This window comes from Mycobacterium sp. NGS11 (genome assembly GCF_059813315.1).
Genome location: NZ_JCALEJ010000002.1, coordinates 12,984 through 34,485, shown reverse-complemented (window position 1 = coordinate 34,485; position 21,502 = coordinate 12,984). Strand labels below are relative to the sequence as shown.

Below are 21,502 nucleotides of genomic sequence, written 5' to 3'. Positions count from 1 at the left end.
AGGCGGCCCCGGGAGGAACGCTTGCGTGCACTAAGGTTAGTATCCCTAACCGAGCAAATGTTCCGTTGACAGTGGTGTCGTCGGCGACGGTTGGTGAGCTTTGCGGAAGGCGGTCAGGTGGTGACTAGTCCAGACTCAGATTCCCGCCCCGGCTTCTTGACCCGCGCGCTCAAACACGGGTGGATCCCGCTGGTGCTGGTGGTCGTTCTGGCGACCTCGGCGCTGATCGTGTCGCGGCTGCACAGGATCTTCGGTTCGGAAGATCTCAACGCGAACGCCGGCAAGGGAATCGACATCGTGCAGTTCAACCCGAAGGTCGTCGTTTACGAAATCTCCGGCTCCCCGGGTACGACCGCGAACATCAACTACTGGGACGAAAACGCCAACACGCATCAGGTCAACAACGCCCCGCTGCCGTGGTCGACCACGATCTCCACCACGCTGCCGTCGGTGAGCGCCAACATCATGGCGCAGAGCGACGGCAGCACCATCAGCTGCAAGATCACCGTGGACGGCATCGTCCGCGACAACCAGAACTCCGATGGCCATAACGCCCAGACCTTCTGCCTGGTGAAGTCCGCATGAGCGAAGTGAACAGCAAGACCGAGCGCGACCTGAGCGCCGCCGACACCGGCCCGATCAAAACTGGACGCCTGTCCAAGGCCGAACGGGGCCACCGGCCTTACCTGCCCCACGCGATCCGCATCTTCGCGATACCGATCATTTTGGGTTGGGTGGCCGTCACCGTGTTGGTGAACGTCATCGTTCCCACCCTGGAGAAGGTCGGCGAGGCGCACTCGGCGCCGATGACACCGCTGGACGCGCCGTCGATGAAGGCGATGATGCGCCTGGGCCACAACTTCCACGAGTTCGACTCCAACAGCACCGTCATGATCGTCCTGGAGGGTCAGCACCCGCTGGGCCCGGACGCGCACCAGTACTACGACAAGCTGATCCGGCAACTCCGCCAGGACCCCAAGCACATTCAGCACATCCAGGACTTCTGGGGCGACCGGCTCACCGCCGCCGGCGCGCAGAGCGCCGACGCCAAGAGCGCGTATGTACAGGTGAACCTCGCCGGTAACCAGGGCACGACGCTGGCCAACGAGTCGGTGGACGCCGTTCGCAAGGTCATCGACGAGAACAAGGCGCCGCCCGGCGTCAAGGCCTACGTCACCGGTCCCGCGGCACTGTCCGACGACATGCACATCATCGGTAACGCCAGCCTGGCCAAGATCACGCTGTTCACCCTGGGCGCCATCGCGATCATGTTGCTGTTGGTCTACCGGTCGATCGTCACCACGCTCGTGCAGCTGTTCATGACCTTTGTCGCGCTGGCCTGTTCGCGCGGGGTCGTCGCGGTTCTCGCCTACCACAACGCATTCGGGCTCACCACCTTCGCCGCCAACATCCTCACCATGCTGGCGATCGCCGCGGGAACCGACTACGGAATCTTCCTCGTCGGCCGATACCAGGAGGCGTTGGCCGCGGGCGAGGACCGAGAAACTGCGTACTACACCACATTCAAGGGCGTCGCCCCGGTCGTCTTGGGATCGGGCCTGACGATTGCGGGCGCGACCTATTGCCTGAGTTTTTCGCGGTTGCCGTGGTTCAACACCATGGGCGCGCCCGTGGCGATCGGCATGCTGGTGGTCGTGCTGGCCGGCATCACGCTGGGCCCGGCGGTGGTCTTCGTCGGAAGTCGCTTCCACCTCTTCGAACGGCAGGCCAAGCGCGGTCGGCTGTGGCGTCGGGTCGGCACCGCCGTCGTGCGTTGGCCCGCACCGATTTTGGCGGTCAGCGCAGCGATCGTGCTGGTCGGCATGATCGCCCTGCCGAGCTTCCACACGAGCTACAACGACCGCCATTACCTGCCGCTGTCGGCCCCGTCCAACCAAGGACAGGAGGCCGCGAACCGGCATTTCTCCGAGGCACGGATGAACCCCGACCTGTTGATGGTCGAATCTGACCACGACATGCGTAACCCGGCGGACATGCTGGTGTTGGACCGGGTGGCCAAAAACGAGATGCGCACCCTCGGCATCGCCATGGTCCAGGACATCACGCGGCCACTGGGCATTCCGATCCAGCACAGCTCGATTCCGTTCCAGAACAGCGTCCAAAGCCAGACCACGATGCAGAACATGGGCTTCCTCAAGGAGCGGATGAACGACATCCTGAAGATGGCCGACGACCTGCAAACCCAGATCGACACCACGCAGCGCCAGTACGAGGTGTCGCTAGACCTGGCGGGCGCCGCCGACGACAGCGCGAAGACCACGGCGGTGACGTCGCAGATCACCGACACCCTGCGCGACCACATCGCGGATTTCGACGACACCTTCCGGCCGGTGCGCACGTACTTCTACTGGGAGAAGCACTGCTACGACATTCCGTTGTGCATCGGGCTGCGGTCCCTCTTCGACACGTTCGACGGGTTCGACCAGCTCGCCGAGCAGTTCCACTACCTCACCACCGATATCGCGCACACCGCCAAGGCCACACACGACCTGAATGCGCTGTTTCCGATACTGATCAACACGCTGAAGAACACCAGGGGCATCACGCTGACGCTCTACCAGACGTTCCAGGCGATGATCAACCAGATGGAGGCGATGAGCAACACCGCCATCGTGATGGGGCAAAGCTTCGACAACTCCAAGAACGACGACTTCTTCTACCTGCCGCCAGAAGCGTTTGACAACCCGGACTTCCAGACGGGTCTTCGCATGTTCCTGTCGCCGGACGGCAAGTCGGCGCGGTTCTTCATCACCCATCAGGGCGACCCGATGTCTCCGGAAGGCATCGCGCGGGTCGACGCCGAACGCACCGCGGCGCAGGAGGGGTTGAAGCAGTCCTCGCTGTCGGATGCCAGGGTCTATCTCGGCGGCACCGCCGCAACCTTCAAGGACATGGCCGACGGCGAGAAGTACGACCTGATGATCGCGGTGGTGTCGGCCCTGACCCTGATCTTCATGATCATGCTGCTGCTGACTCGAAGTGTGGTGGCCGCGCTGGTGATCGTCGGCACGGCGGCCAGCTCGATCGCAGCGTCGTTCGGTCTGTCCGTGTTGATTTGGCAGGACTTGTTCGGCATCCGGATCCACTGGATCGTGATGGCGCTGTCGGTCATCATCCTGCTGGCCGTCGGGTCGGACTACAACCTGCTACTGGTCTCCCGGTTCCGTGAAGAGATCCATCGCGGACTCAAGACGGGGATCATCCGATCGATGGCCGGCACGGGTGGTGTGGTGACGGCCGCGGGTCTGGTGTTCGCCTTCACCATGGCGTCGATGCTGGGCAGCGATCTGCGCGTGCTCGGTCAGTTCGGGTCGACCGTGTGCATCGGCCTGCTGCTCGACACGCTGATCGTGCGCACGTTGCTGATGCCCTCGATCGCCACTCTGCTCGGACGGTGGTTCTGGTGGCCGCAAGTCGTGCACCCGCGGGGTGACAACGCGCGACGGCCGGTGAGCGCCTAATCCGCTGGGAGGCTTAGGCTCACCGCGACGGCGCCCGCGCCGACATGCAACGCGAGCACCGGCCCCAGTTCGGTGATGATGGCCGGCTCGCACGCCGGCAGCCGTTCGCCCAGCGTCGTCGCCACCTCTCGTGCGCCGTCCGGGTTGTTGACATGGTGCACCGCCAGCGCGGCGGCATGCTGCCCGACGACTTGACAGACGCGGTCGATCATCGTCTCCGTCGCATGGCTCACCGTGCGGACCCGTTGGGCCAGAACGAGTTTGCCGTCATCGATCCGCAACAGGGGCTTGAGCGCAAGCGCGGTGCCCAGCCAGGCCTTCGCCCCGCCGATGCGTCCGCTGCGGCGCAGGTTGTCCAGCCGGTGCACGACGATGAACGCATGTCCGCGGTCCACGGCCGCGCGCGCCGCGGCCGCGACGGTCTCGACGTCGCCACCGTCGGCCGCGGCCCGCGCCGCGGCCAAAGCGACGAAACCGGTGCCCATCGCGGCTGACTTGGAGTCGACGACGCACACGTTCGGATCGAGATCGGCGGCCGTGCGTTCGGCGGCCCGGCAGGTGCCCGACAGCGCAGCGGAAATGTGGACGGCCACCACCCCGTCCGCGCCGCTGTCGGCCAGTGCCTGCTGGTACACGTCGGCCAGTTCGGCCGGAGTGGCGGCCGCGGTCGTGGCCGCCAGCTTGTAGATGTCGTCGGGAACGTCGTCGACACCATCGCGCAGGTCATTGCCGTCGAGCAGGATGTGCAGCGGAACGACGCGTATCCCCCACTTCTCGAGCAGCTCGGCCGGCACGCGCGCCGACGAGTCGGTCACCACCACGACAGCCACGAGCGCTACCCGCGAGGTTTCTCGTTGGGTACCCCGGCTTCGGCCAGCGCCTTGAGCATCAACTCCGCGACCGCCTGGTGAGCCTCGAAATTCCAGTGAATGCCGTCGGGGTTTCCCCGGCCACTCATAATCTGCTCGGCGACAGCGGCTTTGAGATCGACCAAGGGCACCTCGTGGTTTTGCGCCCATTCGGTGATGGCGGCCACCGTCCCCGCACGTCCGTGGTGGGCGCGGCCGTAGGTGTCGGCGATATGCACCGACGGCAGCGAGGCCACGATCGGGATACCGGGTCGGTTGAAATCGATTGCGCCACGGGTCTGTTCGAGATAATCAGCACTCAGGTGCGGAGGCAGCGCCGGCCTGGCGATCGGCGAGAGCCTGGGTTGCAGCCAGCCATAGCCGTCACGTACCCAGCGCCGCAGCCAGGGTGGCCGCACGTACCGGATCAGCTCGCGCAGCGCGGTGGGCAGCACCGACGGCAGCGAATCCATGCCGCCGGTGGCGAAGATGACCGCGCCGGCCCGCGGAAGCGCCGCCCAGGCCCGCGGGTCCTGGGTCGCGGCCCACCAGATGTCGCGGCACGTCCAACCGATGCGGCCAATCAACTCGACATCCCAACCAAGTTGTGCCGCAACAATGTTCGGCCAAATGCGGGGATCGTCTGCGGGAAGGCCCCCGGTGGGCCCGTAATAGGCCAACGAGTCGGCGAAAATCAGCAGTGTGGGCTTCGGCCGCTGCTCAGAGGACATCGTTGGACACCTGCGCCGAAGCGTTCCACACATCGAGACGCCAACGTATGCTGTCGAATTCGTCGGCGGGATCGTCGTTGTGCCCGGAAAGTTGCACCCAGCTGGCATTGCCCATGCCGCCCAGAATCGGCCAGTTGGCGACCGGAAGCTTCAGCAGCGCGGCCGACAGCGCGGCGATCAGACCGCCGTGGGCCACCAGCACCACCGGGCGATCCGGCCCGTCGGGATCACCCCATTCCCGCTCGCCGGCAACCAGTTCGGCGACCAACGGCACGCTGCGCGCCGCGACGTCGACCCTGCTCTCGCCGCCGTGCGGCGCCCAGGTGGCGTCTTCGCGCCAGGCCAGCCGCGCACCGGGGGCCTGCGCGTCGACCTCGGTGTGGGTCATCCCCTGCCAGTCGCCGAGATGGGTTTCTCGCAACCGCTGGTCCACCCGGATCGGCACGCCGGTCACCTCACCCAGCCTGAGCGCGGTGTCATAGGCGCGATGCAGATCCGACGATGCGATCAGCAACGGCTGCAGCTTGCCCAGCACCTCGGCGGCCGCAACGGCCTGCGCCCGCCCGAGTTCACTGAGTTCGGAATCCAGCTGGCCCTGCATCCGGCTGCCGGCGTTGAACTCGGTTTGCCCGTGCCGCAACATGATCAGACGACGTATCCTCATTGCGCGCCCGGCTCTTCGGAGTCGTCACGGCCCTCGTCCAGGTCTACCGGCACCACCGGGCAGTCGCTCCACAACCGGTCCAGGGCATAGAAGTCCCGGTCTTCCTGGTGCTGGATGTGTACGACGATGTCGCGATAGTCCAGCAGCGTCCAGCGGCCTTCCCGGGTGCCCTCGCGACGGGCCGGCTTGTAACCGGCCTTGCGCATCTTCTCCTCGACCTCGTCGACGATGGCGTTGACCTGCCGCTCGTTGGACGCCGAGGCGATCACGAAGCAGTCCGTGATGGCGAGCTGGGCGGAGACGTCGATGACGACGACGTCGTCGGCCAGCTTCGCGGCGGCGGCGCCGGCGGCGACCGTCGCCATGTCGATGGCCTCGTCGGTGGCGCTCATGGGTGTTCCCCTGTGTGCAGGCGACTTTCGTTCACGACCACCGGCGGCCCGTCGTCGTCGCGGTAGAGCCGGCGTTTGGAGACGTACTGCACGACGCCGTCGGGCATCAGGTACCACAGCGGCCGCCGCTGGGCGGCGCGGCGACGGCAATCGGTCGAAGAGATGGCCAGCGCCGGGATCTCGACCAGGGTCAGCGCATGGTCCGGCAGCTCGCCCAGCACCCCGGTGATGTGTTCGCGCCGCAGCTCGTAGCCGGGCCGGCTGACCCCGACGAAGCGCGCCAGCTCGAACGCCGTCTCCCAGCCCTGCCACGACAGGATCGAGGCCAGCGCGTCCGCCCCCGTGATGAAGTACAGCTCGGAGTCCGGGTTGAGGGCGTGCAGATCGCGCAGAGTGTCCTTGGTGTAGGTGGGCCCGGCGCGGTCGATGTCGACCCGGCTGACCGAGAAGCGGGGATTGGACGCCGTGGCGATCACCGTCATCAGGTAGCGGTCCTCGGCAGCAGAAACGTGCCGCTCCTTCTGCCACGGCTGCCCGCCGGGCACGAACACCACTTGGTCGAGGTCGAACAGGTCGGCGACCTCACTCGCGGCAACCAGGTGGCCGTAATGGATGGGGTCGAACGTCCCACCCATCACCCCTAGCCTGCGAAGCTGCTTTTGCACGATTTGCCAGCTTACTTGAGCCGGCGTTACGGCCGGATTTCCCAGGCGTTGGTCACATGCGCCACACCAGCCTCGGGCGTGAGCGCAACGCCCGCTGCGTGCGTCACGCTGGTGTGACGCTCTGCTCTCGCGGTCACGCTGGCGTGACGCTGGGCAACGCGAAGGGGCTCCGGGAGCGGATAACGACGGGACGCCCGCGCCTACACCGGCAGCAGCTGGTCGATCACCGCGGCCAGCTGCTTGGCCGACCTGCACTCGTGCATCGGGATGACGTCTTGATAGCGCGGCACCGCCGAGTCGCCGCTGCCCCAGAGGTGCTTGGGCTCGGGGTTCAGCCAATGGGCATGCCTGCTGGCGGTCACCATGTGCGACAGCAGCTCGGTCTCCGGGTTGCGGTAATTGGTGCGGCCGTCCCCGAGCACCAGCAGCGAGGTACGCGGTGACAGCACATTGGGGAACGCCTGAATGAACGACGCGAACGCGTTGCCGTAATCGGAATGGCCGTCGCGACTGTAAACGCCCGACTCCCGGGTGATCCGCTGAATGGCCACGGCCAAGTCGGCTTCCGGGCCGAACATGTGGGTCACCTCGTCGGTGGTGTCGATGAAGGCGAACACGCGAACACGCGAGAATTGTTGGCGCAGAGCATGTACCAGGAGCAGGGTGAAGTGGCTGAACCCGGCGACCGAGCCGGACACGTCGCACAGCACCACCAGCTCCGGGCGTGCCGGACGCGGCTTGGCCAGCACCACGTCGATCGGAACCCCGCCGGTGGACATCGACTTGCGCAACGTCTTGCGCATATCGATCGACCCGGCCCGGGCGCGCCGTCGGCGGGCCGCCAGCCGGGTCGCCAGAGTTCGGGCCAGCGGAGCGACCACCCGGCGCATCTGGCGCAGCTGCTCACCGGAAGCGCGCAGGAATTCCACGTTCTCGGAAAGCTGTGGAATGCCGTACATCTGGACGTGATCGCGACCCAACTGCTCCGCCGTGCGCCGTTTGGTCTCGGAATCGACCATCTTGCGCAATTGGGTGATGCGCTGCGCGGCAAGCGCTTTGGCGATCTCCTCCTGGCTGGGAGTGGGCTCGTCGCCGTACGAGGCGAGCAGCCCCGCCAGCAGCTTGCCCTCGAGCTCGTCCAGCGCCATCGCCTTGAGCGCCTGATACGACGAGAAGGACGGGCCGCGACTGGAGCTGTATTTGCCGTAGGCCTCAACGATCCGGGCGATCATCGCGACCAGGCGCTCGTCCATGTCGGCGAGATCGGGGTTCTCGGTCAGCAGGTCCACCAGCATTTGGCGCATCGCCTCGACATCGTCGGGCGGCAGCGCGTTGTCGTCGGGCGATTCGTTGGCCTCGTCGTCGGTGACCACCGCGCGTGCGCCCAGCGCCGCCGGGAACCACAGGTCGAACATGGCGTCATAGGTCTCGCGGTGATCGGACCGGCGCAACACCGCGCACGCCAAGCCCTCCCGCAGCACCTTCCGGTCACCCAGGCCGAGCGTCGCCATCACCCGGCCCGCATCCACCGTCTCCGACGGCCCGACCGAAATCCCGGCCCCGCGAAGCGCTTCCACGAATCCCACCAAGTGACCGGGCAGCCCGTGCGGGGCGAGCGGCCGGGAGGGGCGAGTGCGGCGGGTGGCCATCAGTCGTCCTAGTTCAGCCGCAGTTCGCCGGTCGCGCGCTGCTGGTCGGATTGGTGTTTGAGCACCACGCCGAGCGTGGCCGCGACGACCGCGTCGTCAATGGTGTCCAGGCCCAGCGCGAGCAGCGTGCGGCCCCAGTCGATGGTTTCGGCGATGGACGGAACTTTCTTGAGTTGCATCCCGCGCAGCACGCCGATGATGCGAACGAGCTCCTCGGCCAGATGCACGGGCAGCTCGGGGACCCGGGACAACAGGATGCGGCGTTCCAGGTCGGGACTGGGAAAGTCGATGTGTAAGTACAGGCAGCGACGCTTGAGCGCCTCGGAGAGCTCGCGGGTGGCGTTGGAGGTCAACACCACCAGCGGCGTCCGCTCGGCGGTGATGGTGCCCAGTTCCGGAACGGTCACCGCGAAGTCGGACAGCACCTCCAGCAACAGGCCCTCGATCTCGATATCGGCCTTGTCCGTCTCGTCGATGAGCAGCACGGTCGGCTCGGTGCGCCGGATGGCGGTCAGCAACGGGCGCTGCAGCAGGAATTCCTCGCTGAAGACGTCGTCCTTGGTCTGATCCCAGTCCCCGGAACCGGCCTGGATGCGCAGGATCTGCTTGGCGTGGTTCCACTCGTAGAGCGCGCGAGCCTCGTCGACGCCCTCGTAGCACTGCAGGCGCACCAGTCCCGAGCCGGTGGCTTGCGCGACGGCGCGGGCGAGTTCGGTCTTGCCGACGCCGGCCGGACCTTCCACCAACAACGGCTTACCGAGCCGGTCGGCCAGGAACACGGCCGTCGCGGTCGCGGTGTCTGGCAGGTAGCCGGTCTCGGCCAGCCGCCGCGACACGTCGTCGATGTCGTCGAACAACGGCTTGGACCGGGCGGGCACACTCACAATCGGTTCTCCTAAAACGCTTTCGCCACGCGGGTATCAGGCCGGACGAGTTTGTCCGTCTCCCCACACAATCCATTTGGTCGAGGTCAACTCGGGCAGGCCCATCGGACCGCGGGCATGCAGTTTCTGGGTAGAGATGCCGATCTCGGCGCCGAAACCGAACTGCTCGCCGTCGGTGAACGCCGTGGACGCGTTCACCATCACCGCTGCCGCATCCACACCGTCCGTAAACTTTTGCGCCGCAGCCATATTGGTGGTCACGATGGCCTCGGTGTGCCCGGTGCCGTACTCGTTGATGTGAGCGATCGCCGCGTCGATGCCGTCGACCACCGCCACCGCGATGTCCATCGACAGGTACTCGCGACGCAGATCGTCCTCGTGCGCATCCTTCGCGAATCCACCGTGCACCGTCACGCCGGCGTCTTGCAGGACGGTCAACAGCCGGGGCAGCGCGTCTTCGGCGATCGCCACGTCGACGAGCAGCGTCTCCGCGGCGTTGCAGACACTCGGCCGACGGGTCTTGGAGTTCAACAGGATTCGCTCCGCCACATCCAAGTCGGCGCCTTCGTGCACGTAGACGTGACAGTTGCCGACGCCGGTCTCGATGGCGGGCACCTGCGCGTCGCGGACCACCGCGTTGATCAGGCTCGCCCCGCCGCGTGGAATCACCACGTCGACCAGGCCGCGGGCTTGGATCAGATGCGTCACCGTGGAGCGGTCATCGGCCGAAAGCAGTTGCACCGCATCGGCGGGCAGGTCCTCGCTGACCAGCGAAGCCCGCAGCACCTGAACCAGAGCCTGGTTGGACCGCGTCGCCGACGAACTTCCGCGCAGCAGTACGGCGTTGCCGGACTTCAACGCCAACCCGAAGGCGTCGACGGTCACGTTGGGCCGGCCCTCGTAGATCATCCCGACGACGCCCAGCGGCACCCGCTGCTGACGCAACTGCAGCCCGTTGGGCAGCGTGTAACCGCGCAACACCTCCCCGACCGGGTCGGGCAGGCCGGCGACCTGGCGCAGGCCAGCGGCGATTGCCTCAACGCGTGTGGAGTCCAGCGCCAACCGGTCGAGCATCGCGGACGGCGTGCCGGCGGCCCGGGCGGCGTCGAGGTCGTCGGCATTGGCCGACAGGATGAGATCACTGTGGGCGGCTATCGCGTCGGCCGCGGATCGCAGTGCCTGGTCCTTGGCAACCGTCGGCAACAATGCCAGGACACGTGAGGCAACGCGGGCGCGGCGTGCCGCGTTGTGCACCTCCTGGCGCAAGTCAGGAAGCGATGGTGCTTGCAGACTCATCAAACCAGGGTATCGGGCGGCAAAACCGCGGGTGAGGCGACCCGATCGCCACTACCCCAATGGTGGCGACCCGCATCGCCCGGCACCGCCGCGCTCGCGATCGCCACTAGCTCACCCGCTCACCGCGCCGCGCGCTGCGCACCTTGCTGCGCCGCTCTTCGATGATGTTGCCGAAGCTCTGCAGCAACAAGGGCGCACGCGTCACCAGGTGCTCAACGTGTTCCCGATCGATCTCCAGAGCCGTGACCTCCTCGAGCGCGTACGCGCTGGCCAGGTTCGGTTGCCTGGTCAGCGCGGTCAGCCCCAGGAACGACCCTTCGACCAGCGTGCTGATCGGCACCAGCGAGCCGTCGTCGGCGGTGGCGGTCAACTGCACGCGCCCGGAGACCAGGAACGTCATGGTCGTGGGGACCTGGCCGGCGTACTCCACCACCTCGTCGGCGCCGTAGCGGACGATCCTCGCGGCAGACCGCAGCGATCGCTGCTCCTCGGCGCCGATCCGCAACGCCGGCGCCACGACCGTGTGCAACGCATGCTCTACACGTTCGGCGGTGGAGAAGTCGTCGTCGGCGTCATCGAGGTGCAGGCCTTCCCGCCGCGTCGCATACCAGGCCCAGCGCAGGAAGGTGGCCTTGGCGGCGCCGTCGTCCGCTGGTGAGGTCAAACCGATGGTGGTGCGGTACTCGGCCGCGCCTACCGGGACAGTCCGCGGCACGCTGCCCGCCTTGAGCTGGGGTAACCGCTCGGCGATGCGGGACAGCAGCGCACACACCTGGTCCGGCGGGTCGGCACTGGAGAACGTCGTCGTCACCGACAGCTTGTGCGCGCCGGGAGGGCGAGAAAGGTTCGTGAACGCGTTGCTGGCCAGCACCGAGTTCGGCGTGACCCGAATGCCGCTGCCGGTGTCGATGTGCACGGCGCGCCAGTTCACCTCGACCACGCGGCCGCGGACCGCGCCCGTGTCCAGCCATTCATCGATGCGGAACGGCTGCTCGAACAACATGAACAGGCCCGACACGATCTGGCCGACAGAGTTCTGCAGCATCAGACCGATGACGACCGACGTGACGCCCAGCGCGGTGAAAATACCGCCGATGCGCACACCCCAGATGTAGGACGACATCACCGCCAGACCGACACCGATGACGGCCAACCGGGCGCAGTCCAGAAAGATGGTGGGCAGCCTTTTGCGCCAGCTGTTTTCGGGTGCGCCCTCGAACATCGCCGCGTTGAAACCGGACAGCACGAGCACCAGCACCAGCAGGCCGAAAACCGTGGTGAGGACGCGCACCGGAACGTCGCCGGCCGGAATCTGCGAGGCCTGAACCAGCAACAGCAACAGCGCACCGAGCGGCAGCACATAGTTGCGCAGCAGGCCGACCTGCCGGGCCAGCGGGCTGTTCCTGCGCAGCAGCGCGTCGTGCAGCTCGGTGAGCGCGATCAACCCGAGGGGCAGCCCGATCGCGATGCCGATCGCCCAGTAGAACCACGTCGAGTTGAACAGGTTCATCAACGCTCCTGCAACCGGTAGATGGCCTGATCGGCGCCCCCGACGGAGATGGTGCCGGCGGGCGTGAAGTGCCGGACGTCCCGCATCGCCTCGTACACCTGCGAGCTGACATAGACGCCGGGCTGCGGTGCGCCGCTGTGCATTTGATAGGCCAAACTGACCGCTCCGCCCCACATGTCGTAGACCAGGCTGGAGCGGCCGACCAGCCCACTCACCGCGTTGCCGGTGTTGACACCTACCCGCAGGCCCAGCTGGTGCGCCGATTGGGTGTTGAATCGGTCGATGATGCGGCCGATTTCGAGCGCGAAGTCGACGGCGCGATGCATGCTGTCCAGCCTGGGGGTGACCACCCCGCAACTAGCCAGATAGCCGTTGTGGAACGTGCGAATCCGTTCGACGCCAAGGGCTTCGGCGGCCGAATCGAATTGCCGGAAGAGGTCGTCGACGGTGGCGACCAACTCGTCTTCGGGCAGGTCGCTCGAGATCTCGTCCAGGCCGACGATGTCGGCATAGATGATGGCGACATCCTGGTGTTTTTGGGCGATGGTCTCCTCGCCATCGCGATAGCGTCGCAACACCGATTCGGGCATCAACGCCAGCAGCACGCGGTCGTTTTCCCGGCGCTGCTCGTTGAGCAGCTCTTCCTTGATTGCCAGACTGCGGCTCATCTCGTTGAAGGCCGCTGTCAGATCACCGATTTCGTCGCGTCGTTTCACCGGGATGTTGATCTCGTAGTCCCCGGAGCTGATCTTGCGGGTGCCCTCTTCGAGGCGCCGGACCGGTCGCACCGCGGCCTGCGCTACCAACATCGAGGCCACACAGATGGCGAAGATCATCGCCGCGACGGCGATCACCATCTTCTTGCTGAACCGGCCGAGGCGGGCGAATGCGTCGGAGTTGTCACGCGTCGCGAGGATCGACCAGTGCAGGTCGGAGTTGGGGATGGCCAGCGGGGCATAGGCTTCCAGCTCCCTGTTGCCCATGTAGTCGGTCGCGCTGACCACGCCCGTCTCGCCGCGTTTGGCGGCGCGAAGACCGGCGGTATCGACCGGCTGCACCAGGGTGGTGGTGCCCAGCCGGATCGCGCGGTCGACCACGTCGGGGGGCGTGCCGGCGTCGATCGCCGAACGCCGGTAATCCTTCGGGTCCTCGATGAAATCCCTTGAATCGGACCGCATCAGATCATCGGGACCGGCCAGGTACGTTTCGGTCGCCGGTCCCATTCCGCCCGCGTCCCAGTGCTTGTCGGCGGTCATGATCTTGTTGATCTTCGCGACCGGCACCGGCAGCGCCATCACTCCCTCGAACCTGCCATTCATGCCGATCGGTGACACCACCCACGCCGTGGGCGTATCCAGTGCCGGCTGATACTGCTGGAAGTCGGTGATCCAGACGAAGTCGACGTCGTTGGAGGCCAAGGCCTTCTGGTATGCCTCCCGCAGCTTCGATTCGCGATACGGGCCGGTCAAAATGTTTGTTCCGAGGTCGGGACCCTTGCGCACGCTGTAGACGACATTGCCCTGCATGTCCAACAACAGCGCGTCGCGATAGTCGAACCGGTTGACGATGCCGCGCATGTAGAAGTCGAAGCGCGCGTTGGACGCCGACCAGGCGCTGCCGTCGCCGGCGTCCAGGACGGGCAACGCATCGGGGTTCGCCCGGGGCGGGGCGGTGTAATAGGCCTGAATGTACTTCTGCGCGTTGGAACTTGGCAGGACGGCCCTGATGTCGATGGTGTCCCCGGTGATCTGCTTGATCGGTTTGATCATGTCGTTGTCGTAGTAATCGACAAGCGACTGTTGTTGGGCGGGTGAGATCGTCGCATTGTTCAGTTGAGCGAAGTCCGCCGTGAGGGCCGTCGTCGCCTGGTTGATGCCGAACCCGCCACTCCAGATGATCAGCGAATTCGACACCTCACGAAACAGCGCTTGCACAGCTCGCTTCTGGGATTCGCGCATCTCGATCAGGCGTTCGGATTCGACCTGGCGCAGCGCGTTGCGCCCGGACGCCGCCCCAATGGCGCCGATCACCGCCACCCCCAGGATGCTCGACAGCAGCATGGTGATCAGAATTTTGGACTGGATGCCGAACCGGAATCGGGTCAGGGCGCTTCGGCGCGTGCGCTTGGCGGCCGGGTGAGCCGGCTCTGGATCGATATGGGGTTCAGCGTCTGTGAGCTCGCTCGTGGTCAATCGCCTACCCCTTTTCCTGGGTTTCAGCACCCCTAACGCAGCAGAATATCGCGCGGACATCGAGTTATTCGGGGTTTGCCATGAAGCGATTCGGCGCCGAAAGTGCCGGTGTCCTTTGGTGTGCTTTGCCATTCCGGCGCGACTAACGTCGGCGTCATGGCGGGCGTCTGTGTAGTGGGCAGTGTGAATCTCGATCTGTCGTTGACTGTCGATGCCCTTCCTCGGCCCGGCGAGACGGTTTTGGCGTCGTCGTTGTCGCACGCCCCCGGCGGCAAAGGCGGCAACCAGGCGGTGGCGGCGGCGCGCGCGGGCGCGCAGGTGCAATTCGTCGGAGCGGTGGGCGATGACGCGGCCGCCGGGCAATTGCGCGCGCACCTCGAGGCCAATGGCGTCGGGCTGGACGGCGCCGTCGAAATTCCCGGCCCCAGCGGCACGGCGATCGTGATGGTCGACGCGAACGCCGAGAACACGATCGTGGTCGCGCCGGGTGCCAACGGTCGGTTCAGACTGACCGACGACCAGACCCGTGCGGTCGTCGCGAACTGCGACGTGATGTTGACCCAGCTAGAGATTTCGGTGGAGACGGCTGTCGCTGCGGCGCAACACGCGCGGTCGGCGGGAGCGGTCGTCATTGTGAACGCGTCGCCGGCCGGTCAGGATCCCCACTCGTTGGGCGACTTGGCGGCCGCCGCGGACGTGGTGATCACGAACGAAGAAGAGGCCAACGAATGGCCCTGGCGCCCGGAGCATCTGGTGGTCACGCTCGGTGCGCGCGGCGCCCGTTACGTTGGCGCCGACGGCGAGTACACCGTGTCGGCTCCGGCGGTCGATGCGGTGGACACCACCGGGGCCGGCGACGTCTTCGCCGGTGTGCTGGCCGCGAATTGGCCATCCAAGCCGGGCTCGCCGGATCAGCGGCGGCTTGCGTTGCGGCGTGCCTGCGCAGCGGGCGCGTTGGCGACGTTGGTGGCCGGCGCGGGTGATTGCGCACCGGACGCCGCGGCGATCGACAAGGCGCTGCGAGACGCGTCTTAGCTGCTCTGCCCACCGACGTCGCCCCGCTGACCTGCGGTTGGCAGCGTTTGGCAGCGGCTGGCGTCGATCTGGCAGTGGTTTGCGAGCAGCGTCGGTGGTGATCGCAGTCCGCCATCGAGAAAGGAACATCATGTCCGCTACCACGATCGACCGCACGGGCACCCGCGACGGCTTGCTTCGCCTTGCCATGCGCGCCGACGCCGCCATCAGCGCGGTGGTCGGCCTGGCCGGCATCCCGGTGGCCGGTTGGCTCGCCGACCTCTCGGGCACCACGAAGGCGTTCGAGTACGGCATGGCCGCGTTCCTGATCGCGTACGGCGTGGTGGTATTCGGGCTGGCCACCTTGCCGTCGGTGCGGCGCGCCGGCATGGGCGTCATCATCGCGAACGTGGCGTACACGGTGGCCGCAATCGTTCTCGTGCTCGCCGACGTCTTCCCGTTGACGTCGACCGGCGTGGTGTTGAACCTGGCGGCCGGCGTTTACACGCTGGTGTTCGCCGAGTTGCAGTACCAGGGCTGGCGCCGCGCCAAGGCCTGAGCCCGATTTGCTCAGGGCCCGCTCGGTGCTCCCGGGCGGGCCCGCGAGTGTGCGAACTAATCCTCGGGGACTTCGCGTTCGATTTCGTCGAGCCAGATTCGCGCCGACATGTCGGACGGTGCGCGCCAATCCCCCCGCGGCGACAGCGAGCCACCGTGCGACACCTTGGGTCCGTTGGGCAGGGCCGAGCGCTTGAACTGGCTGAACGAGTAGAACCGCTGCACGAAAACCTGCAGCCAGTGCCGGATTTCCTTCAGCGAGTAGGACGGCCGTTTGTCCTCGGGGAAGCCGGGCGGCCAGATGCCGTGATTCGGATCGCTCCAGGCATGCCAGGCCAAGAAAGCGATTTTCGACGGCCGAAATCCGAAGCGCAGCACGTGGAAAAGTGAAAAGTCCTGCAGCGCAAACGGACCCACTTTCGCCTCGCTGCTCTGCAGCTCTTCTTCCTCGCCGCTGGGAACCAGCTCCGGGGTGATCTCGGTGTCGAGCACCGACTGCAACACCTCGCTGACCTCCGGCTCGAACTGTTCAGACGAGATGACCCAGCGGATCAGGTGCTGGACAAGCGTTTTGGGTACGCCGCCATTGACGTTGTAGTGCGACATCTGGTCGCCGACACCGTACGTCGACCAGCCCAACCCGAGTTCGGACAGGTCCCCGGTGCCCAGGACGATTCCGCCGCGCTGGTTGGCCAGCCGGAAAAGGTAGTCGGTGCGCAAACCGGCCTGAACGTTTTCGAAGGTGACGTCATACACCTTTTCGCCCCGGGCGAACGGGTGATCCATCTCCTTGAGCATCAATTCCGCGGTCTGGCGAATGTCGATCTCGGCGAACGTCACACCCAGCGTGCGGCACAGCTCGGCCGCGTTGCGCTTGGTGTGGTCGCCGGTCGCGAAGCCGGGCAGGGTAAACGCCAAAATGTCACTGCGCGGCCGTTGTTCGCGATCCATCGCGCGTGCGGCGACGATCAGCGCATGCGTGGAATCCAGCCCACCGGAGATCCCGATGACCACCTTGGGGAAATCGAGTGCGCGCAGCCGCTGTTCGAGACCGGCGACCTGGATGTTGTAACCCTCGAAGCAATCCTGTTCCAGCCGTTCCGGATCGGCGGGGACGAAGGGGAATCGCTCGACCTCGCGCCGCAGTCCGATGTCGCCGCCCGGTGGGTCCAGCCGGAACTCGATGCGCCGGTAGGTGTCCGTCGTCGTCCGGTGGTGGCGCCGATTGTCGTCGAAGGTGCCCATGCGGAGCCGTTCCGCGCGCAGCAGTTCGATGTCGACGTCGGCGATGCTGAGCCGCTCCCCTTTGGGGAAGCGCTCGGACTGAGCCAGCATCACACCGTTTTCGAACACCATGGTCTGACCGTCCCACGCCAGGTCGGTGGTCGATTCACCTTCCCCGGCAGCCGAATACACGTAGGCGGCCAGGCATCGCGACGAGGCCGAACGGGCCAGCAGGCAGCGGTCCTCGGCGCGGCCGATCGTGATCGGACTGCCGGAGAGGTTGCCCAGCACCGTCGCACCCGCGAGCGCGGCCTCGGCGCTGGGCGGGATCGGCACGAACATGTCCTCGCAGATCTCCACGTGCAGCACCAAGCCGGGCACGTCGGAAGCCTCGAAGAGCAGGTCAGGACCGAACGGCACCTCCACGCCGGCGACGCGGATGGTGCCGCGCTCGTCGTCTCCCGGTGCGATCTGGCGGCGCTCGTAGAACTCGCGATAGGTGGGCAGGTAAGACTTCGGCGCCACCCCGAGCACCTCGCCGCGGTGGATGACTACGGCGGCGTTGTAGATCCGGTGCCGATGCCGCAGCGGGGCGCCGATGACCAGCACCGGCAACAACTCGGCCGAGGCCGCGACGATCTCCGCGATGGCCTTGTCGACATCATCGAGCAACAGGTCCTGCAGCACGATGTCTTCGATGGAGTACCCGGACAGCGTCAGTTCCGGAAAGACGGCCAGCGCGACGGCGTCGTCGTGGCACTCCCTGGCCATTCGCAGGACCGATTCCGCATTCGCGGCCGGGTCGCCGATGACCGTGCGGTGCGTGCATGCTGCGACGCGGGCGAAGCCCTGGCTGTAAGCGTTGTAGAAGTCCATCGCCCTTCCATTGTCGTCCCATGCGTGTCAACTCGGAGTTGCCGGGTATTCCCGACGCCATGAGCGACACGGCTGTCTTGGTGGTCGACATGATGAACACCTATCAGCATCCCGACGCTGAAAATCTAATACCCAATGTCGAGAAGATCATCGAGCCTTTGACCGATTTGGTTCGCCGGGCCCGCGAATCCGACGGCGTCGACCTGATATACGTCAACGACAACTACGGCGATTTCACCGCGCAGTTCTCCGACATCGTCGGCGCCGCATGCGAGGGCGCGCGGCCCGACCTGGTGGAGCCGATCCTGCCGAAGGACGAAGGCCGCGTGATGACGAAGGTCCGCCACAGCGCGTTCTATGCGACGGCGCTGGCGTACCTGCTCAACCGGCTGGAAACCAAGCGGTTGATCATCACCGGTCAGGTCACCGAGCAGTGCATCCTCTACACGGCACTGGATGCGTATGTGCGGCACTTTTCCGTCGTGATCCCGACCGATGCCGTGGCACACATCGACCCGGATCTGGGCGAGGCGGCGTGCAAGATGATGCAGCAAAACATGTCTGCCGAGCTCACGACGGCGGCCGACTGCCTGAACTGATCTCCTACTCTGAATAAGTGACCGTCGGCTGCGCAGAATCGCCCGAACTGGTCGCTCTGCTGGCCGGTCGCCGGGTCGCGGTGCTGACCGGAGCGGGCATCTCCACCGATTCGGGCATTCCCGACTACCGCGGGCCCGATTCACCGCCGAGCAATCCCATGACGATCCGCCAGTTCACCAGCGATCCGGTATTTCGACAGCGGTACTGGGCACGCAACCACGTCGGCTGGCGGCACATGGACGGCACGCTGCCCAACGCGGGCCACCGGGCGCTCGCCGCGCTCGAGGCCGCGTCGGTGGTCACCGGCGTGATCACCCAGAACGTCGATCTGCTGCACACCAAGGCCGGCAGCCGAAACGTCATCAACCTGCACGGCACCTACGCGCAGGTGATCTGCCTGGACTGCGGAACCACCATGACGCGCGCCGCCCTGGGCGAGCGGCTCGAGGCGCTCAACCCCGGCTTCACCGAGCGCGCCGAAGCGATCGGTGGTTTGGCGGTGGCTCCCGACGCCGACGCCGTGATCGCCGATACCGCGTCGTTCCACTATCTGGATTGCGAGCGCTGCGGCGGGATGCTGAAGCCGGACATCGTCTACTTCGGCGAAAGCGTTCCCGAAGATGTTGTGGCGCAAGCGTATGAGTTGGTGGCGCGGGCGGATGCGCTTTTGGTCGCCGGCTCGTCGCTCACGGTGTTCTCCGGCTACCGGTTCGTGCGGCACGCCGCGGCGTTGGGCATTCCGGTGGCCATCGTCAACCGTGGCAGTACCCGCGGCGACGACCTGGCCACCGTCAAGGTGGACGGCGGGTGCTCGGAGTTGCTGGCCCTACTCGCCGACGAATTAGCGCCCCTGTCAACGCGTTAGAAGGTGCACGGCATGCTGCGGATGGCGTGCACGAAATTGCCGGCCAAGTAGGTGGGCTCGCCCGCCCGAATGTCGGGCAGCTGACGAAACAGCTCGCCGAAGATGGCCCGCAGCTGGGCGCGTGCCACGTGCGCGCCCAAACAGAAGTGCAGTCCGCCGCCCCCGAAGCCGACGTGTGGGTTGGGGTCACGGCTCAAGTTCAAACGTTCCGGGTGGTCGAACACCTCGGTGTCCCAGTTGCCGGACGGGTAGAACATGACCACCTTTTCGCCCGCGGCGATTCGTTGGCCGCCCAGCTCGACATCCGTTGCGGCCGTGCGTCGGAAGGTCATGACCGGCGTCGCCCAGCGAATGAACTCCTCGATGGCCGTCCCGATCCGGTTGTCGAAATCCGAAAGCAGCCAAGCCTTTTCGCCGGGGAAGTCGGTGAGCGCCCTCAGCGTGTGGCTGATGGTCTGCCGGGTGGTGTCGTTGCCCGCCACCGACAACAGGACGAAGAAAGCGGCCACCTCCGCGTCCTCAAGGCGGTCGCCGTCCACCTCGGCGGTGACCAGGCTGCTGATCAGGTCCTCGCCCGGGTACGCGCGACGTTCGGTGGCCAGGCTGCCGACGACTTGGTGCAGATACAGCTGGTTTTCCACCAGGACCTCCATCGCTGGACGTCCGTTGAGGAATTCCGGGTCGCCCCAGGACACCAGCGCGTCGGTGGCGTGCGCCATGCGCTCACGCTCGGACTCCGGAATCCCCATCATGTCCGACAGGGTGCGAATGGGCAGTTCCTTGGCGCAGCGGTCGACGAAATCAGCGCCGCTGCCGGCCGATCGCAGCTCCTCGACGATGGTCGAGGCGTTGGCCTTGATCGAGTCTTCGATACGGCGAACCTGCCGCGGGCTGAGCGCGGCGTGGGCGAGCTTGCGCAGCTTGGTGTGTCGCGGCGGATCCATCGCCAGGAAAGACTGCGACGCCTCGAGCAGCTCCACCGGAATGCTCTCGAACATCACGCCCTGGCCGGACAGGAACACGTCGTTGTTGCGGCTGACCGCGACGATGTCGGAGCGCCGGGTGACCGCCCAAAAGCCGGGGTCGGCCGGATCCGGCATCAACGAGTCCTCAACCGGCGGATGCCAGCTCACCGGACGTTCGGCCCGCAGCACGGCGAAGGAGCGTTCCCGATCCGCCGCGGTGGTGGACCAGAACGCGCGTGAGGACAGATCGACCTCGTCGTAGGCACGGCCGGATTTGTCGGTGCCAGATTTACCCGTCAGCACGGCCATGGTGGCGATCCTCCGTCTCGTATGACACCGGTCACAGACTCTCGTGACGATATGCCTAGACACTATGTCTAGTCAATATGTCTCGAGCTCCGCTATGCTCGGCGCATGCCGTCACTCACCCGCAAGCCGCAGGGTCGCAGCGTGGGGCGCCAACAGCGCCGCGAGCAAATGGAGCGCCGCTTGCTCGACGCCACCGAGCGGCTGATGCGCGATGGCGCGAGCTTCACCGAGCTCAGCGTGGATCGGCTCTCGGGCGAGGCCGGCATCTCGCGGGCCAGCTTCTATATCTACTTCGAGGACAAGGGTCATCTGCTGCGCCGGCTTGCGCGCCAGGTGTTCGGTGATCTGACCGATGGCGCGCGAAGCTGGTGGAGCGTCGCCGGGCGCCATGACCCCGACGACGTGCGGACCGCGATGAGCCGCATCATCGCCACCTACCGACGGCATCAGGCGGTGCTGGTCGCGCTCAACGAAATGGCCGCCTACGACCCGCTGACGGGACATACGTACCGCGAACTGCTTACCGGCATCTCCGAGCAGCTCACCCACGTAATCGAGGACGGCCAGGCGGACGGCTCGATCCGCCCGGAGCTGCCCGCGGTCACCACCGCCAGCGCGCTGACGTGGATGGTCGAGCGGGCCTGCCAGCAGAACCTGCCGGCGAAGCCACCCGACTACGACGCCGAACTAGCCGCGACCCTGGCCGAGATCGTTTGGGGCGCACTGTATCTCAAGCCAACCTCGGAGCGCTGACCCAGACCCCAGTCACCCGCACCGA

19 protein-coding genes are annotated in these 21,502 nt (G+C 66.2%); 7 read left to right on the top strand and 12 right to left on the bottom strand.

Annotated features, from left to right (window positions below; genetic code table 11):
* Nucleotides 1-156: 156 nt before the first annotated feature.
* Nucleotides 157-585, top strand: coding sequence for an MmpS family transport accessory protein (locus AC5Y4T_RS03025; RefSeq protein WP_499950511.1), 429 nt, complete (start codon nt 157-159; stop codon nt 583-585).
* A complete protein-coding gene (locus AC5Y4T_RS03020; protein WP_499952047.1) occupies nt 582-3,482 on the top strand; it encodes an MMPL/RND family transporter in 2,901 nt (966 codons plus the stop codon). Before AC5Y4T_RS03025 ends, AC5Y4T_RS03020 begins: the two co-directional genes overlap by 4 nt.
* Here the strand turns inward: AC5Y4T_RS03020 and AC5Y4T_RS03015 are convergent.
* From AC5Y4T_RS03015 to AC5Y4T_RS02970, 10 genes are all read right to left on the bottom strand, one after another.
* On the bottom strand, nt 3,479-4,312 hold the full coding sequence (locus tag AC5Y4T_RS03015) for a DegV family protein (RefSeq protein ID WP_499915413.1): 834 nt from the start codon (nt 4,310-4,312) through the stop codon (nt 3,479-3,481). The two genes, AC5Y4T_RS03020 and AC5Y4T_RS03015, sit on opposite strands and share 4 nt — an antisense overlap.
* 5 nt (nt 4,313-4,317) lie before the next feature.
* Nucleotides 4,318-5,061 carry a diglucosylglycerate octanoyltransferase gene (octT, locus tag AC5Y4T_RS03010; protein ID WP_499915411.1) on the bottom strand — a complete coding sequence of 248 codons (744 nt, stop codon included), beginning with the start codon at nt 5,059-5,061 and terminating at the stop codon, nt 4,318-4,320.
* Nucleotides 5,051-5,725: a glucosyl-3-phosphoglycerate phosphatase gene (gene gpgP, locus AC5Y4T_RS03005; RefSeq protein WP_499915409.1), complete on the bottom strand. Its 675-nt coding sequence runs from the start codon at nt 5,723-5,725 to the stop codon at nt 5,051-5,053. The genes octT and gpgP overlap by 11 nt, the downstream gene beginning before the upstream one ends.
* A complete protein-coding gene (gene rsfS / locus AC5Y4T_RS03000; RefSeq protein ID WP_499915407.1) occupies nt 5,722-6,117 on the bottom strand; it encodes a ribosome silencing factor in 396 nt (131 codons plus the stop codon). The genes gpgP and rsfS overlap by 4 nt, the downstream gene beginning before the upstream one ends.
* Nucleotides 6,114-6,782, bottom strand: a complete 669-nt coding sequence (nadD, locus tag AC5Y4T_RS02995; protein ID WP_499915405.1) for a nicotinate-nucleotide adenylyltransferase — start codon at nt 6,780-6,782, stop codon at nt 6,114-6,116. Before nadD ends, rsfS begins: the two co-directional genes overlap by 4 nt.
* Before the next feature lie 200 nt (nt 6,783-6,982).
* On the bottom strand, nt 6,983-8,431 hold the full coding sequence (locus tag AC5Y4T_RS02990) for a vWA domain-containing protein (RefSeq protein WP_499950481.1): 1,449 nt from the start codon (nt 8,429-8,431) through the stop codon (nt 6,983-6,985).
* Between the two features lie 8 nt (nt 8,432-8,439).
* Entirely contained in the window at nt 8,440-9,315 is an 876-nt protein-coding gene (locus tag AC5Y4T_RS02985; protein WP_499952045.1) for an AAA family ATPase, read from the bottom strand.
* A gap of 36 nt (nt 9,316-9,351) precedes the next feature.
* Complete coding sequence (locus tag AC5Y4T_RS02980) at nt 9,352-10,611, bottom strand: glutamate-5-semialdehyde dehydrogenase (protein WP_499952043.1); 1,260 nt, start codon at nt 10,609-10,611, stop codon at nt 9,352-9,354.
* A 106-nt stretch (nt 10,612-10,717) separates the two neighbouring features.
* Nucleotides 10,718-12,121 (bottom strand): mechanosensitive ion channel domain-containing protein, encoded by a 1,404-nt coding sequence (locus tag AC5Y4T_RS02975; protein ID WP_499952040.1) that lies wholly within the window; start codon nt 12,119-12,121, stop codon nt 10,718-10,720.
* Entirely contained in the window at nt 12,121-14,313 is a 2,193-nt protein-coding gene (locus tag AC5Y4T_RS02970; protein WP_499952038.1) for an adenylate/guanylate cyclase domain-containing protein, read from the bottom strand. The genes AC5Y4T_RS02975 and AC5Y4T_RS02970 overlap by 1 nt, the downstream gene beginning before the upstream one ends.
* Nucleotides 14,314-14,469: 156 nt before the next feature.
* On the opposite strand from AC5Y4T_RS02970, the gene AC5Y4T_RS02965 reads away from it, so the two are divergent.
* Together AC5Y4T_RS02965 and AC5Y4T_RS02960 are read left to right on the top strand one after the other, a co-directional pair.
* Nucleotides 14,470-15,348 (top strand): ribokinase, encoded by an 879-nt coding sequence (locus AC5Y4T_RS02965; protein ID WP_499915394.1) that lies wholly within the window; start codon nt 14,470-14,472, stop codon nt 15,346-15,348.
* Nucleotides 15,349-15,478: 130 nt separating this feature from the next.
* A complete protein-coding gene (locus AC5Y4T_RS02960; protein WP_499915392.1) occupies nt 15,479-15,886 on the top strand; it encodes a hypothetical protein in 408 nt (135 codons plus the stop codon).
* A 56-nt stretch (nt 15,887-15,942) separates the two neighbouring features.
* Here the strand turns inward: AC5Y4T_RS02960 and AC5Y4T_RS02955 are convergent, their stop codons facing one another.
* The gene (locus tag AC5Y4T_RS02955) at nt 15,943-17,985 is read right to left on the bottom strand and encodes an NAD(+) synthase (protein WP_499952035.1); all 2,043 of its coding nucleotides are present in this window, start codon (nt 17,983-17,985) and stop codon (nt 15,943-15,945) included.
* Between the two features lie 59 nt (nt 17,986-18,044).
* Between AC5Y4T_RS02955 and AC5Y4T_RS02950 the strand changes: the two genes are divergently transcribed.
* Together AC5Y4T_RS02950 and AC5Y4T_RS02945 are read left to right on the top strand one after the other, a co-directional pair.
* Entirely contained in the window at nt 18,045-18,584 is a 540-nt protein-coding gene (locus tag AC5Y4T_RS02950) for a cysteine hydrolase family protein (RefSeq protein ID WP_499916689.1), read from the top strand.
* Between the two features lie 17 nt (nt 18,585-18,601).
* The gene (locus AC5Y4T_RS02945; protein ID WP_499952034.1) at nt 18,602-19,450 is read left to right on the top strand and encodes an SIR2 family NAD-dependent protein deacylase; all 849 of its coding nucleotides are present in this window, start codon (nt 18,602-18,604) and stop codon (nt 19,448-19,450) included.
* Here the strand turns inward: AC5Y4T_RS02945 and AC5Y4T_RS02940 are convergent.
* Nucleotides 19,447-20,724 (bottom strand): cytochrome P450, encoded by a 1,278-nt coding sequence (locus tag AC5Y4T_RS02940; RefSeq protein WP_499952032.1) that lies wholly within the window; start codon nt 20,722-20,724, stop codon nt 19,447-19,449. The genes AC5Y4T_RS02945 and AC5Y4T_RS02940 overlap by 4 nt on opposite strands.
* Nucleotides 20,725-20,829: 105 nt before the next feature.
* Here AC5Y4T_RS02940 and AC5Y4T_RS02935 point away from each other — a divergent pair, with 105 nt between their 5' ends.
* Nucleotides 20,830-21,477, top strand: a complete 648-nt coding sequence (locus tag AC5Y4T_RS02935) for a TetR/AcrR family transcriptional regulator (RefSeq protein ID WP_499952031.1) — start codon at nt 20,830-20,832, stop codon at nt 21,475-21,477.
* The last annotated feature ends 25 nt before the right edge of the window (nt 21,478-21,502 follow it).

Excerpts from the sequence above, each read along its gene's own strand:
- AC5Y4T_RS03020 (WP_499952047.1), top strand. The coding sequence starts at position 582 with ATGAGCGAAGTGAACAGCAAGACCGAGCGCGACCTGAGCGCCGCCGAC.
- octT (WP_499915411.1), bottom strand. The coding sequence starts at position 5,061 with ATGTCCTCTGAGCAGCGGCCGAAGCCCACACTGCTGATTTTCGCCGAC.
- gpgP (WP_499915409.1), bottom strand. The coding sequence starts at position 5,725 with ATGAGGATACGTCGTCTGATCATGTTGCGGCACGGGCAAACCGAGTTC.
- rsfS (WP_499915407.1), bottom strand. The coding sequence starts at position 6,117 with ATGAGCGCCACCGACGAGGCCATCGACATGGCGACGGTCGCCGCCGGC.
- AC5Y4T_RS02990 (WP_499950481.1), bottom strand. The coding sequence starts at position 8,431 with ATGGCCACCCGCCGCACTCGCCCCTCCCGGCCGCTCGCCCCGCACGGG.
- AC5Y4T_RS02980 (WP_499952043.1), bottom strand. The coding sequence starts at position 10,611 with ATGAGTCTGCAAGCACCATCGCTTCCTGACTTGCGCCAGGAGGTGCAC.
- AC5Y4T_RS02975 (WP_499952040.1), bottom strand. The coding sequence starts at position 12,121 with ATGAACCTGTTCAACTCGACGTGGTTCTACTGGGCGATCGGCATCGCG.
- AC5Y4T_RS02965 (WP_499915394.1), top strand. The coding sequence starts at position 14,470 with ATGGCGGGCGTCTGTGTAGTGGGCAGTGTGAATCTCGATCTGTCGTTG.
- AC5Y4T_RS02960 (WP_499915392.1), top strand. The coding sequence starts at position 15,479 with ATGTCCGCTACCACGATCGACCGCACGGGCACCCGCGACGGCTTGCTT.
- AC5Y4T_RS02955 (WP_499952035.1), bottom strand. The coding sequence starts at position 17,985 with ATGGACTTCTACAACGCTTACAGCCAGGGCTTCGCCCGCGTCGCAGCA.
- AC5Y4T_RS02950 (WP_499916689.1), top strand. The coding sequence starts at position 18,045 with ATGAGCGACACGGCTGTCTTGGTGGTCGACATGATGAACACCTATCAG.
- AC5Y4T_RS02940 (WP_499952032.1), bottom strand. The coding sequence starts at position 20,724 with ATGGCCGTGCTGACGGGTAAATCTGGCACCGACAAATCCGGCCGTGCC.
- AC5Y4T_RS02935 (WP_499952031.1), top strand. The coding sequence starts at position 20,830 with ATGCCGTCACTCACCCGCAAGCCGCAGGGTCGCAGCGTGGGGCGCCAA.